General features: G+C 71.6%; 15 protein-coding genes and 2 pseudogenes. 8 read left to right on the forward strand and 9 right to left on the reverse strand.

Features of this window, described 5'->3' with window-relative positions:
• A pseudogene (locus H0X00_RS23900) lies at window positions 1–107 on the forward strand (IS5/IS1182 family transposase); the annotation flags it as partial.
• 121 nt (window positions 108–228) lie between these two features.
• Here H0X00_RS23900 and H0X00_RS15360 read toward each other — a convergent pair.
• From H0X00_RS15360 to H0X00_RS15370, 3 genes are all read right to left on the reverse strand, one after another.
• On the reverse strand, window positions 229–420 hold the full coding sequence (locus tag H0X00_RS15360) for a hypothetical protein (protein ID WP_293772567.1): 192 nt from the start codon (window positions 418–420) through the stop codon (window positions 229–231).
• Window positions 421–567: 147 nt separating this feature from the next.
• The gene (locus H0X00_RS15365) at window positions 568–1,311 is read right to left on the reverse strand and encodes a hypothetical protein (RefSeq protein ID WP_293772569.1); all 744 of its coding nucleotides are present in this window, start codon (window positions 1,309–1,311) and stop codon (window positions 568–570) included.
• Between the two features lie 173 nt (window positions 1,312–1,484).
• Window positions 1,485–1,826 (reverse strand): J domain-containing protein, encoded by a 342-nt coding sequence (locus H0X00_RS15370; protein WP_293772571.1) that lies wholly within the window; start codon window positions 1,824–1,826, stop codon window positions 1,485–1,487.
• 106 nt (window positions 1,827–1,932) lie between these two features.
• On the opposite strand from H0X00_RS15370, the gene H0X00_RS15375 reads away from it, so the two are divergent.
• Genes H0X00_RS15375 through H0X00_RS15385 form a run of 3 tightly spaced genes read left to right on the forward strand, consistent with a single transcriptional unit; the run spans window position 1,933 to window position 3,724 of the window.
• A complete protein-coding gene (locus H0X00_RS15375) occupies window positions 1,933–2,385 on the forward strand; it encodes a pyridoxamine 5'-phosphate oxidase family protein (protein WP_293772572.1) in 453 nt (150 codons plus the stop codon).
• Entirely contained in the window at window positions 2,382–3,002 is a 621-nt protein-coding gene (locus tag H0X00_RS15380; protein ID WP_293772574.1) for a cyclase family protein, read from the forward strand. Before H0X00_RS15375 ends, H0X00_RS15380 begins: the two co-directional genes overlap by 4 nt.
• A gap of 26 nt (window positions 3,003–3,028) precedes the next feature.
• Complete coding sequence (locus H0X00_RS15385) at window positions 3,029–3,724, forward strand: nuclease-related domain-containing protein (RefSeq protein WP_293772575.1); 696 nt, start codon at window positions 3,029–3,031, stop codon at window positions 3,722–3,724.
• A gap of 27 nt (window positions 3,725–3,751) precedes the next feature.
• Here the strand turns inward: H0X00_RS15385 and H0X00_RS15390 are convergent, their stop codons facing one another.
• From H0X00_RS15390 to H0X00_RS15405, 4 genes are all read right to left on the reverse strand, one after another.
• Window positions 3,752–4,321 carry an ATP-binding protein gene (locus H0X00_RS15390; RefSeq protein ID WP_293772577.1) on the reverse strand — a complete coding sequence of 190 codons (570 nt, stop codon included), beginning with the start codon at window positions 4,319–4,321 and terminating at the stop codon, window positions 3,752–3,754.
• A 76-nt stretch (window positions 4,322–4,397) separates the two neighbouring features.
• Complete coding sequence (locus tag H0X00_RS15395) at window positions 4,398–5,099, reverse strand: hypothetical protein (protein ID WP_293772578.1); 702 nt, start codon at window positions 5,097–5,099, stop codon at window positions 4,398–4,400.
• Window positions 5,096–5,800 (reverse strand): class F sortase, encoded by a 705-nt coding sequence (locus H0X00_RS15400; protein WP_293772579.1) that lies wholly within the window; start codon window positions 5,798–5,800, stop codon window positions 5,096–5,098. Before H0X00_RS15400 ends, H0X00_RS15395 begins: the two co-directional genes overlap by 4 nt.
• Window positions 5,801–5,808: 8 nt before the next feature.
• Window positions 5,809–6,522: a hypothetical protein gene (locus H0X00_RS15405; RefSeq protein ID WP_293772581.1), complete on the reverse strand. Its 714-nt coding sequence runs from the start codon at window positions 6,520–6,522 to the stop codon at window positions 5,809–5,811.
• A gap of 270 nt (window positions 6,523–6,792) precedes the next feature.
• Between H0X00_RS15405 and H0X00_RS15410 the strand changes: the two genes are divergently transcribed.
• The gene (locus tag H0X00_RS15410; protein ID WP_293772583.1) at window positions 6,793–7,767 is read left to right on the forward strand and encodes an NAD(P)H-quinone oxidoreductase; all 975 of its coding nucleotides are present in this window, start codon (window positions 6,793–6,795) and stop codon (window positions 7,765–7,767) included.
• A 132-nt stretch (window positions 7,768–7,899) separates the two neighbouring features.
• Window positions 7,900–8,376, forward strand: coding sequence for a bacterial proteasome activator family protein (locus tag H0X00_RS15415; RefSeq protein ID WP_367186654.1), 477 nt, complete (start codon window positions 7,900–7,902; stop codon window positions 8,374–8,376).
• Between the two features lie 67 nt (window positions 8,377–8,443).
• Here H0X00_RS15415 and H0X00_RS15420 read toward each other — a convergent pair whose 3' ends face one another.
• The gene (locus H0X00_RS15420) at window positions 8,444–9,259 is read right to left on the reverse strand and encodes an HAD family hydrolase (RefSeq protein ID WP_293772586.1); all 816 of its coding nucleotides are present in this window, start codon (window positions 9,257–9,259) and stop codon (window positions 8,444–8,446) included.
• Window positions 9,260–9,330: 71 nt separating this feature from the next.
• On the opposite strand from H0X00_RS15420, the gene H0X00_RS15425 reads away from it, so the two are divergent.
• Window positions 9,331–10,851 (forward strand): diacylglycerol kinase family protein, encoded by a 1,521-nt coding sequence (locus H0X00_RS15425; RefSeq protein ID WP_293772587.1) that lies wholly within the window; start codon window positions 9,331–9,333, stop codon window positions 10,849–10,851.
• Between the two features lie 7 nt (window positions 10,852–10,858).
• Here H0X00_RS15425 and H0X00_RS15430 read toward each other — a convergent pair whose 3' ends face one another.
• Complete coding sequence (locus H0X00_RS15430) at window positions 10,859–11,389, reverse strand: DUF4446 family protein (RefSeq protein ID WP_293772589.1); 531 nt, start codon at window positions 11,387–11,389, stop codon at window positions 10,859–10,861.
• Window positions 11,390–11,458: 69 nt separating this feature from the next.
• Here H0X00_RS15430 and H0X00_RS15435 point away from each other — a divergent pair.
• A pseudogene (locus H0X00_RS15435) lies at window positions 11,459–11,960 on the forward strand (hypothetical protein); the annotation flags it as partial.

The following is an 11,960-nucleotide window of genomic DNA, read 5'->3' on the forward strand; positions in this document are numbered from 1 at the left end:
TCAACCGCGTCAAGAACTGGCGCGCCCTGGCCAGCCGCTACGACAAGCACGCCGTGATCTACCGCGGCGCGGTCGTACTCGCCGCGATCCTGGACTGGCTCAAATGACTCGTGAGACGCGCCCTAGCCCGGTGCCCGTTCATGTGTACCCAATTCCTGCTTGCCCGACGTCCATCGACGCGGGGCGGCAGGAAAAGGTTCACATGGGCTACCAGCCGGACAGAAGCGTCTAGTCCGGGGGCTCCGGCGCGGGGCTCTCCGGGGCGCGATCCGCAGCCGGGGCGGACGACCCTGACAGCTCAACGGCCGCCGCGCGCACCTCGGCATCGACCTTCGCGTCCAACTGGTCGACGGCGTCCCGGGCGTCGTCCGGCGTCGACGGGAGATCGCGAGAAACCGGTCGGACATGGCGTGCGGTCATCAGCCTCACCTCACGGGACGGGTGGCGGACTGTCGGACTACCCCGCCGTGGCCCAGCGATGCGGGCGGTGTCGGCGCCTCGTGAATGCCGGAAGCACCGGCCGCCCCGAGGGCGCCGGTGCTCCGGGGTCTGGTCGTGCTGCGCGGGCTACTTGGCCGCGGTCGGGTCCACCCTGGAACTCGCGCTCGCGAAGGTCGAGTCGCCGGCGTAGACCGCGCGCCACGAGCCCGCGCCCGGGGACCTGGTGGTCAGGGTGAACGTCCCGTTCGGGGCGGTCACCACCGTGCCACGGGTCGCCCAGGTCGAGGTGCCCTTCCGCTGGAACTGCACCGTCACGACCTTGTTGCCGTAAGCGGTCCAGCCCGACGACGCGACGCGCTGCAGCTTGCCCACGACCGCTACCTTCTTAGCCACCTTCGCCGGGGCGGCATTGAAGCGGTTGATCCGGCTGGCCCACTTCAACGTCAGGCTGTCGCGGACCTGGCTGAGCCCGGTCGAGTAGTTGTTGGTGCTGTCCAGCGCATACGCAGTCACCTTCCAGCCACCGAGCGGGAAGTTCGCGGGCAGCGTGACCTTGATCTGCCAGACCCCGTTGTCGGTGTAGCCGGAATTCGGCGTGGTCGCCGAGCCGACGCCGTAGGGCTTGGTCATGGTGCCGGCCGCGTCGAGCAGCCCGACGCCGACCTTGGTGATCTCGATGTTGTCGGTCGCCTTGACGTCGACCGTGAACGTCGCCTTGCCGTCGGTGCGCTTGCCGATCACGGTCGGAGCGGAGACGGAGACAACCTTCGGCGCCTCGGTGTCGCTCTTGGCGGACGCCGCACCAGCCGGAAGCACCACCGCGGCGGCCACCGCGGCCAGAACGGTCGTACCCACGAGCGAAGCGCGCATCGGATCCCCCTGCTAGACCCGGCCCGGCGACCCCCCGCCGCCGCGCTCGGTAACAGATTGACGCGGTCGCTACCCGGTCGGTTGCACGATCCGCTCGATTTCGGACCGGATGTGGCCGTTAGTTGGGTCCGGCCATCAGCCGTTCGGACGAGGGCCCGCCAGTCCGTCGTCCGTCAGTCCGTTGGGGGGCCGGGCTCCCGCTGGCGCCGACGCTCGACGATGTCGGCGATGACGGCGTTGCCGCCCCTGACCAGGCGGGTGACATGCTTCCGCAGGAACGGCAGCGGGATCAGCAGCAGGTCGCCGATGCCGTTGGCGGTCTCCCGGTCGTACTCGACCCGACGCTTCGGGTCGGACAGCACCTGGAAAGCCCGCTGGGCGGCGAGGAACCTCGCCGCCGCCTCCGGGCGCGGATCCCGGTCGGGGTGCCAGCGCCGCACGGCGTCCCGGTACGCCGTGCGCACAGACTCGTTGTCGGCACCGCGCGAGAGCCCCAAGGCCGCGTAGTGGTCCATCGGGCAACTATGCCCGCTCGGGTCCGAGAACGCGCCACCGGTTGACGCCGACTCAGACGACCTTGGCCCCGGCCGTTCGGACGAGTCACACCGATAGCGTCGGGACATGGTGGATCTGTCGAACTTCGCCCGCGTGGTTGCCAAGGACACCGGCCTGTCGATCGTGTCCACGCTGCGGGCCAACGGGACCATCCAGTCCTCGCTGGTCAACGCCGGCGTGCTGGACCACCCGGTCACCGGGGAACCGGTGGTCGGCTTCGTCGCCGTCGGCGGGACCCGCAAGGCCGCGAACCTGCGGGAGCGACCACGGATCACCGTGGCGGTCCGCGGCGGCTGGGAGTACGCCGTGGTCGAGGGCGACGCCCAGCTGATCGGCTCCGAGGACCCGGTGCCGGGCGTCGACGCCGAGCGGCTGCGCGTGCTGCTGCGGGAGATCTTCACCGCCTGCGGCGGCACCCACGAGGACTGGGGCGCCTATGACCGGGCGATGGTCGACGAGGGCCGGGTCGCGGTGCTGATCCACCCCGACCGCGCCTACCCCACCGCCCCCCGCGGGTGAGGTTGCTCGACCTCTCCCACCCGATCACGTCGGGCATGCCGGTCTGGCCGGGCGACCCCGAGGTCGCGCTGCTGCCCGCCGCGAGCACCGTGACCCACGGCTACAACCTGCTCAGCGTCCATCTGGGCTCACAGACCGGAACCCACGTCGACGCCCCGTTCCACGTCGACGACGCGCTCCCGACCCTCGACCAGATCCCGTTGGAGCGGTTCACCGGGCCGGCCGTGGTCGCCGACCTGCGCGGGCAGGAGGGCGCGATCCGCGCCGAGGACCTCGACGACCTCGATCTGCGCCAGGGCGCGGTTCTGCTGCTGTGCACCGGGTGGTCGCAGTACTGGGGCACGCCCCGCTACGCCGAGCATCCCTGGCTGGACCCGACCGCGGCGCGGCTGCTGCTGGGCACCGGCGTGCGCACCGTCGGGATCGATGCGCCAAGCATCGACCGTCCGGGCGACCCGGCCCTGCCGAGCCATCACCTGCTGGCCCGGGCCGGCGCGGTGATCGCGGAGAACCTGACCAACCTCGACGCGGTGCCCACCGGTGCCCAGATCTGGCTGCTCCCGCTCCCGCTGGCCGGCGCCGACGGCGCGCCAACCCGCGCCGTCGCGGTGTTCTGAGCCCTACGCCGGGCACACTCGAGGACATGGCGAGGAACCCGTTGGGCTGCGAGGCGACCCCGGGGACCGACCTTGCCCTGAACCCACCCGGGGCGGTCTCGCTGGAACGGGCGCACGACCTGCGGGCCACCAGCCCGCTGCGCTCCCGGGCCGAGCGACTGCTCAGTGTCCGCACCGGCGAGGCGTGGCTGCGCGAGACCGCCAACGCCGAGCGCAAGGTGGCCGTGGACCTGGAGCGGCTCGGGCCGCGCTGGCGGGTCCTGCACGCCGTCCCGGTCGGCCTCGACCGGCCCGCGATCAGCCACCTCGTCATCGGCCCGCCGGGGGTCTACACGTTGGCCACCAGGGGCTTCCGCGCGCATCACCCGCACGGCCCGCGGGACCGGATCGAGGCCCAGGTGATGGGCGATGAGATCAAGATCCACGGCGCGTCCTGGCCCTACCTGGGTGAGGCGCGGGCGCAGGCCTGGCGTAGCGCCCGTGTGCTGTCCGGGGCCCTCGGGCAGCGGGTCTTCGTCCGGCCGGTGATCGCGCTGGTCGGAGTCGGCGAGGTGCGCTTCTACGACATCCCGAACCGGGTGGACGTCCTACCGCGCCGCCAACTGGTCCGCTGGTTCCAGGGCTTCCCGGCCCGGCTGGACATGGCCGAGGTCGAGGCGATCTACACCGCGGCCCGGTCCGGTGACACCTGGCTGGATCCGACGGGCAGTCACTTCCGTTAGGCGACTCGCCCTGACGTAGCGTCACCATCACTCGCTGACCTCGCGTTCGGGGTCGGGCACGGACTCCAGCACCCGCTCGACCGCGGGTTCCAGGATGTGCGCGGGCGCATCGGACAGCCCGCTGCCGGTCCCCAGCCGGAACCAGACACTCTTGCCGGTCGCGTGGTGGCTGGTTCCCCACGAACTGGCCAGCCGGTCCACCAGCAGCAGACCGCGGCCGCGCTCCTCGAGCTCGACGGTGGGGTCGTCCCAGACCGGGTCCGGCACGGCGGCCAGGTGCCCGTTCGGCGGCTCCGCGCCACCGGCGGCGATCAGGTCGAACGGTCCGCTGCCCACCCCGATCGCCATCCCGGCCAGGCCGGTCTTCTGGTCCGAGACCGTGATCGTGACCCCGGTCTCGTCGGCCACCACGTCGACGTCCACCGGGGTCCCGGCGTGCACGATCCCGTTCGTCGACAACTCGCTGACCAGCAGCAGCGCCTCATCGAGCTGGTCCGCCCGGCCGCCGGCCAGCAGTACCTGTCGCACAGCTGCGCGCGCGACGGCCGGAGTCCGGTCGTCCGCGGGCAGCCGTAAGTGCCGGTGGGCTCGGGTCATGACGCAGGGCGTTCTTCCCTCCTGCGGACCGATTCAGTCGCTCTGGAGTCCCCGGAAATCCCGCATTCCTGAGCGGCTAGATGTCAACCGGGTTGTCGCCGCTGCCGGCCACTCGGACCGAGGAGTGCCCGGGCTGGACGTAATCCCCGTCCGAGGTATGGATGTGGATGCCGGAGAAGACCCCGATATCGGCCCCGGACCAGCTGTGCATCCGGGCCGCGGTGCGCCCGAGGTCGTCCAGGATCACGTCGCGAGCGATCGTGGTCAGCCCCACGATGCTCGGGACGGTCCCGTAGGAGATGGAGCGCAGCAGGCGCTGGCGCATCAGGCTCATCTCGAGGTCGTACGGATCGACCTCGCTGTTGACCCGGCCGGACTCCAACTCCGAGCGGAAGGCCATCAATGCCCCGCAGGCGGTGGTCGTGACGTCCTGGCCCGGCCGGTGGACGTAGCCGACCCGGCCGTCGTCGTCGATCCCGATGTGCGGCATCGCGTAGACCACGTACCGCTGGCGGCCGTCGGCACCCGGCGCGTGGAACTGGGCGGCGCGCAGCCCGGCCTGGCCGAGGAAGAGCATCCCGGCCATCCCGCTCATCCGGAACGGCGGCCCCCAGGCCGCACGGATCGGCTCGGTGAGGGCGTCGGTCAGCTCGTCCCGGCACACCCCGACCATCGCCAGGGTCTTCTCCGACACCAGCCCGTGCTGCAGGCAGGCGTCGTAAGTGCGCTTGACGTAATCCTCGACCCGGAGGGCCCCCGGGAACGCGTCCAGGCTCATGGGTGCAGACGGTAACCGGTGCGCTCGGAGGTTCCGGACTCCACCGGATCGCTCACCGCGACGAGGGTGGCGAACACCACAACGTTGTCCTGGTAATCGCCGGCGGAGTCGAGCGATCCGCCGCAGGTGAGCAGCCGCAACCCCGGGTGGTCCAGGTCGCCGTAGACGGCCTCGGTCGGGAACTCGGCCTTCGAGTAGCGGGCCACCTCGGTGATCAGAAAGGTGAGGGTCTTGGTGTCAGCACGCACCACCTCGACGGAGTCGCCGGGCTTCAGCAGGGCCAGCCCGTAGAACACCGACGGCTTGCCCTCCGGAGTGTCCAGGTGACCCTCGATCACCGCCGGGCCGCGCTCCCCCGGCGTCGGGGAGTAGCGGTACCAGGCGGCGTGGTCGTAGGTCGGTCCGACCGCGGGGACCTCGATCTGCCCGTCCGGTCCGAGGCCGACCTCGCCGACCGGGCTGCGGACCCCGAGGGAGGGGATGGAAAGCGCCACCGGCAGCGAGCGGTTCAGGGCCTCCGGCGGGATCATCGGCGGGACGACATCCGCAGGCGGCCGGGCGGCCGACGCCACGTACGGCGCCTCAACCCGGGGCGCCTCAGCGCGCGCGGCAACGCCCACCGTGACGGTGTAGACACCGCCGGTGAGGATCAACAGCCCGAGTCCGGTGAGGATCCGAGACGCACGATTGCGAGCCACCACCCGGCCGATCAGTTCCGACGAGCGGCCGCCTGGGCCGCAGCGAAGAGTCCGATGGAGCCGGCTACCGCCGCGATCCCGACCCCGATCAGCAGGCCGCCGTCCGTACTGCCGGCGCGCTGCCCACCACCGGCGGCCGCGCCGCCGACCGGCACGACCTGGACCTGGGCGGCCGCAACGGGCTCCGGCACCGGGTCGGGCCCTGACCCCGGCACGGTGTAACGCAGCGTGATGCTCGAGTGGGTGTCGTCCACGTCCACGACGCTAGCCCCGCCGTCGACACCTTCATAGGCCCCGGATCCGCTGATGAGCTCGAAGGCGTTGGGGCCCTCGGCGTCCTCGGCGACCCGGCCGGCCACGTTCAGCGTCCCGTCGGCGAGGGTGACGATCACCTTGCAGGCCGCCGTGCCGAAGGACTCGAAGGTGCACACGCCCTTGTCGGTGCCGATCAGGGTGGCGCCCTGGTACAGCGACTCCTCGAAGGAGACCGCGTCGCCGACCCCAGGCGCCTCGGTCGGGAACTGCGCAGTGGGCGAACCGCCCTTCTGGATGAACATCGAGCCGGTCTGGGTGGCGGTCAGCTCCATCGTGGTGACGCCGCCGACGATCGTGACCGTCGGCGAGGCGAGGTCGTGTCCCAGCGCCATGGCCGGCATCGCCAGCCCACCGGCGAGCATGCCGGTGAGCACCCCCGTCGGTAGGAGCCGTGGAACGGTGACTGTCATGTACTTCCCTCGGAGGTCGTTCGTGGTGTGACGAGCGCGCCGGCTCCTCGGCGTGCATCCCAGGGCTCGGCATTCCCGGGACGAGAAGCATCCTCATCTGCCGTCACACCGGACTCAATGCGTAACGATCACCCCATTTGTCCAAATTGTCCCAAAACTCACCATGATCCACTTTGATCCCGTTTCGATTCACCGGCCGGACCGGCTCCGGCCACCCGGCGTTAACCCCGGCCGACGCTTCGGACCCGGGGGCGGAGATAGCGTCCGCCCATGCACGCGATCACGATCACCGCGCCAGGTGGGCCCGAGGTTCTGCAGTGGACGGAGGTCCCCGATCCCGAGCCCACTGCGGGCGAGGTCCTCATCGACGTCGCCGCCACTGCGGTGAACCGGGCCGACCTGCTGCAGCGCCAGGGCATGTACAACCCGCCGCCCGGAGCTTCGCCCTACCCGGGTCTGGAGTGCTCGGGCCGGATCTCGGCCCTGGGCCCGGACGTGACCGGTTGGGCGCTCGGCGACGAGGTGGTCGCCCTGCTGGCCGGCGGCGGCTACGCCGAGCGCGTCGCGGTCCCGGCCGTTCAGCTGTTCCCCCGCCCGGAGGGCATGAGTCTGGTCGAGGCCGGTGGCCTCGCCGAGGTCGCCTGCACGGTCTGGTCGAACCTGTTCATGCTGGCGAACCTGCGCCCGGGCGAACTGCTGCTGGTGCACGGCGGGGGCAGCGGCATCGGCACCACGGCGATCCAGCTGGCCAAGGCCGCCGGGGCCCGGGTCGCGGTGACGGCCGGCAGCACCGAGAAGCTCAAGCGCTGCGCCGAGCTCGGCGCGGACCTGCTGATCAACTACCGCGACGACGACTTCGTCTCCGCCGTGAAGGCAGCCGGCGGCGCCGACGTGATCCTGGACAACATGGGCGCCAAGTACCTGGAGCGCAACGTGAGCGCTCTGGCGGTCAACGGGCGCCTGGTGGTGATCGGAATGCAGGGCGGGACCAAGGCCGAACTCGACCTCGGCACCCTGCTCGGCAAGCGGGCCGCCGTGCTGGCCACCTCGCTGCGCGCGCGGCCGGTGGCAGAGAAGGCCGCGATCGTGGCCGCCGTCGCCGAGCACGTCGTGCCGCTGATCGCCTCGGGCGGGTTGCGCCTCGTGGTGGACCGGGTGCTGTCGATCACCGAGGCCGCTCAGGCGCACCGCGTCGTCGCGGCCAGCGAGCACGTCGGGAAGGTCCTGCTCACCGTTGAGCGTTAGGGCGTCAGAGGAAAGGAACCGCACATGACCGCGCAGCCACACACGGGTGACCACAACCGACCTGGCCAGGGGACCGAGCAGCAGACCGAAGAGAACACCGACCAACGGGTGCTGGTGGTGACCCCGGCCGGGATGGCCGTCGAGGGTCCCCCGGACGACGGCACCGACGAGCAGTCGATCACGCAGATGGTCGAGCAGCCGGCCAAGGTGATGCGCCTCGGCAGCATGATCAAGCAGCTGCTCGACGAGGTGAAGAGCGCCCCGCTCGACGAGGCCAGCCGGGCCCGCCTGGCGCAGATCCACCACTCCACGATCAAGGAGCTCGAGCAGGGCCTCGCGCCGGAGCTGGTCGACGAGCTGTCCCGGCTCTCATTGCCGTTCGGTGAGGGGCAGGTGCCGAGCGAGTCCGAACTGCGCATCGCGCAGGCGCAGCTGGTCGGCTGGCTGGAGGGCCTGTTCCACGGCATCCAGACCGCGTTGTTCGCCCAGCAGATGGCCGCCCGCGCCCAACTGGAGCAGATGCGCCGCCAGCTCCCCGGCGGCCCGCAGGTCGCGATGGACCCCAGCGCCCTGCCGATGGGTGGCGGCGGCCAGGGCCAGTACCTGTAACTGGTCCGGTCTGCGCCGGCAGCACGCCATCGACCTGTTGCGCGCCTGACGGACCATCAGAACTCGCTCAGGGACTGAGCAGCTCCTCGAGAACCACGGCCACGCCGTCGTCCTCGTTGCTGGGCGCGTGGTTCCCCACGGCCGCCAGCACCTCGGGGTGCGCGTTGGCCATCGCGTAGGGCCGGCCCGCCCAGCCGAGCATCGGCAGGTCGTTGCGCATGTCCCCGAAGGCGACGACGTCTTCGGGCCCGATTCCCTTGGACGCGCAGAGCCGGGCCAGCGCGGTCGCCTTGGTCACCCCGGCGGCGGAGGCCTCAATGAAGGCCGGTCCCCGGTAGGAGGAATGGGTGATCTCGAGCAGCCCGCCGACCACGTCTTGAATCACCCCGGCGAGTTCGTCCGAGCTCTGCACCTCGTGGCGCATGATCAGCTTCGCGCCCGGCCGGCCCAGCAACTCCGAGGCGGGCACCTTGCGGTGGTCCGGGCTGGACCACTTGTCCTCCATCGGGAACGCGGACTCGTAGGCGAACAGGTCGCCGTACTCCATCCCGAAGGTGACGCCGGGCACCGCGCCGCGGATCATCCCGATCGCCTGGACGAGGATCTCCGGGCTGATGAGGTCCTCCTCGACGACCTTCTCGGTGTGCAGGTCATAGAGCTGCGCCCCGTTCGCGCAGATCACCAGACCGCGGTGGTCGGTCTGCTCCGCCACCGGGTGGATCCACCGCGGCGGGCGGCCGGTGACAAAGGCCAACAGAATTCCCGCCGCCTCGACGTCCGCCAGCGCCTTGCGGGTGCGCGGGGACACCGTCAGGTCGTTGCGCAACAACGTGCCGTCCAGGTCGCAGGCCACGGCCCGCGGTCGTCCCACGTTTGCGCTCACGCCCTCATACGATCACGCCACCGGAGCGCGCGAGTGGGGGGACACCACCTCTGACGGGTACTTTTCCCCACATGACGCCCGACCTGGTGCGCCTCGTCCGACGCCTCTGCGTGCCGGTCGTCGTGCTGACTGCGGTGCTCGCCGTGGTCGGTCTGGTCATGCACGAGTGGCCCGGGCCGGAGTGGCCCTACGAGGCCCGCGGCGGCTGGCGCGGCCTGGCCCGCTCGGTCGAAGCCCTCGGCACGGCCGCGGTGGCCGTGCCGCCGGTGGTGCTCATCGTCGCCGGCATGCGGGTCGGTTTCCGGCGCTGGCGGGAGAGCATCTTCCTGCTGAGCGCGATGCTGATCGCCGGTCTGGCGCTGGTGGTGGCCAGTGCGGCCGTGCCAGGCACCAGCTTCCCGGCCGCCGCCTCCGGGCTGGCCGCGGCCACCTACGGCGGTATCTCCGTGGTGCTGGGCCGGCGGCTGCGCACCCCGGTCCGGCGCAGCATCGGCAGCGTCGCCCCGTGGTTCCTCGTCCTCGGCGTCGCGGTCAGTCAGCTCTACCTCGGTGAGTACCGGCTGGAGGAGATCGCGGCCTCGGTCGCCGCCGGCGGGCTGGCGGTCGGGGTGGCCACCCGCTACGTCCTGCTCGGCGGCAGCTTCGAGCAGCGCCCGATCGCGATGGACGACATCCCGCTGCCAGACCGGCGCCGGGCCGCGGTGATCGTCAATCCGACCAAGGTCGCGGACATGGAGGAGGAGCGCCTCGCCGTCACCGCCTACCTGGCCGCAGCCGGCTGGCACACGCCCTGGTGGCTGGAGACCCGGCTCGACGAGCTCGGCCACGGCCACGCGAAGGCGGCCGCCGACGGTGGCGCCGACGTGGTGTTCGCCTGCGGCGGCGACGGCACGATCATGAGCGTGCTCTCCGGCCTGGCCGGCACCGGCGTCCCGCTGGCGATCCTGCCGGCCGGCACCGGCAACCTGCTGGCCCGCAACCTGCAGCTGCCCCCGGACCGGGACGCCTGCCTGCGGGTCGGCCTGGGCGGGGTGGACCGCAAGATCGACGTCGGCCGGGTGGACGAGACGCACCGCTTCGCGGTGATGGCCGGCATGGGCCTGGACGCCGCGATGATCATGGACGCCCCGGAGAAGCTGAAGAAGCGGATCGGCTGGCCCGCCTACGCGGTCTCGGGCGCCCGGCACCTGTTCGACCGTCGCGCCCACGTGACCATCACCGTCGACGACGCCGAGCCGGTCCATCTGCGCGCGCGGGGCGTGGTGATCGGCAACGTCGGCAAGTTGCAGGCCGGCATGGTGTTGATGCCGGAGGCGGTGCCGGACGACGGCATCCTCGACGTCGCGGTGCTGGTGCCCAAGTCCCTGCGGCACTGGCTGATGCTCGCCTTCCACGTCGCCGGGCGGCGACCGAAGGCCCGCGCCTCGCGGATCGAGCACTTCCGCGGACGGCGCATCCACCTCGCCTGCGACCGGGTGTGGCCGCGCGAGATCGACGGCGACCTGCTCGAGCCGAGCAAGGAGATGACGATCGTGGTGGAGCCGAAGGCCCTGATCGTGCGGATCCCGCCCGGCACGGACGCCATGACCTGACGAGCCGTCAGCGGTCGGTGTACACCGGGGCCTTGGTGGGGCTCGGGATGCGGACCGAGCCGTTGCGGGTACCCGGGCGTAGCGCGGCGTCGACGACCTGGATCTCCTCCGGCGAGAGCCGGATGTCCGGGACGCCGCGACGCATCGTCTTGACGTAACAGCGGCTCTCCGAGCGGTTCACCAGCGCGGTCAGCACGACGCCGTCGGCATGGTCGTCCAACAGCGCGACGGACCAGGACAGCCGGCCGCCCATCTCGCCGAACGCGTCGTAGCGCAGCACCGCGACCCGGCGGATGGACTCGTCGAGCGCGACGCGGAACTGGTCGAACTCGCGGTGCAGGCGAGCCACCTCGGCCCGCAACCGCTCGATCTCGGCGGTCTGCCGGGAGACGGCGACGATGAATGAAGTGTGCTCGGCGTCGCCCTGCAATAGGGAGCAGGCCTTGCGCAACCGGCGCAGGCGCAGATGGGCACCGGCGGCAAAGATCACCGCGAGCCCAGACGTACCCGCCGCGGCCAGGCTCATCGGATCGCTCACGTCCTCAGGCTAAGGCTCGCCCCTAGGGTGAACGGCAATCGGCACGCGAGCGAATCGAGGGGATCGAGGGTGGGCACGCTCCGGCGGGTGGGCGGGGCTGCGCTAGCCGCCCTCGCCGTCGCCGGGACCTTCGGGCTGCTGGAGACCGGCCCGTCCGGTACTGCCCTGCCCACCGTCAACCTGCCCGGCCTGCAGTCGGCGGCCGTGACCAGCCACCCGCCGGTGTTCCCGGACGGGGCACCCACCCCCGCCGTCGTCGTGGTCGGCGTCCCCGGCCTGCGCTGGTCCGACGTCCAGGGCGAGATCCCGACCCCCGGGCTGTGGCTGCTCGCCCGCGACTCCGCGCTCGGTGCGCTCTCGGTGCGCACGGTCGAGCCCACGACGTGTCCGTTGGACGGCTGGCTGACCCTGAACTCCGGCGCCCGGTCGGTGGGACCGCGACCCGACGGCGACTGCGCCCCGGTCCCGGCGCCCCGGGTGGACGGAACGGCCGCGACGGTGCCGGACTGGGCCGCGCTGGTGGCCCCCAACGACGACCACTCCTACGACCCGGCCTGGGGCACGCTGGCCG

The organism is Sporichthya sp. (assembly GCF_013815995.1).
Taxonomy (GTDB): domain Bacteria; phylum Actinomycetota; class Actinomycetes; order Sporichthyales; family Sporichthyaceae; genus Sporichthya.

Coding starts and splice junctions, on each gene's coding strand:
- H0X00_RS15415 (WP_367186654.1), top strand. CDS start 7,900: ATGGCCGTCGAGGGTCCCCCGGACGACGGCACCGACGAGCAGTCGATC.
- H0X00_RS15365 (WP_293772569.1), bottom strand. CDS start 1,311: ATGCGCGCTTCGCTCGTGGGTACGACCGTTCTGGCCGCGGTGGCCGCC.
- H0X00_RS15390 (WP_293772577.1), bottom strand. CDS start 4,321: ATGACCCGAGCCCACCGGCACTTACGGCTGCCCGCGGACGACCGGACT.
- H0X00_RS15360 (WP_293772567.1), bottom strand. CDS start 420: ATGACCGCACGCCATGTCCGACCGGTTTCTCGCGATCTCCCGTCGACG.
- H0X00_RS15405 (WP_293772581.1), bottom strand. CDS start 6,522: ATGACAGTCACCGTTCCACGGCTCCTACCGACGGGGGTGCTCACCGGC.
- H0X00_RS15370 (WP_293772571.1), bottom strand. CDS start 1,826: ATGGACCACTACGCGGCCTTGGGGCTCTCGCGCGGTGCCGACAACGAG.
- H0X00_RS15425 (WP_293772587.1), top strand. CDS start 9,331: ATGACGCCCGACCTGGTGCGCCTCGTCCGACGCCTCTGCGTGCCGGTC.
- H0X00_RS15410 (WP_293772583.1), top strand. CDS start 6,793: ATGCACGCGATCACGATCACCGCGCCAGGTGGGCCCGAGGTTCTGCAG.
- H0X00_RS15395 (WP_293772578.1), bottom strand. CDS start 5,099: ATGAGCCTGGACGCGTTCCCGGGGGCCCTCCGGGTCGAGGATTACGTC.
- H0X00_RS15385 (WP_293772575.1), top strand. CDS start 3,029: ATGGCGAGGAACCCGTTGGGCTGCGAGGCGACCCCGGGGACCGACCTT.
- H0X00_RS15375 (WP_293772572.1), top strand. CDS start 1,933: ATGGTGGATCTGTCGAACTTCGCCCGCGTGGTTGCCAAGGACACCGGC.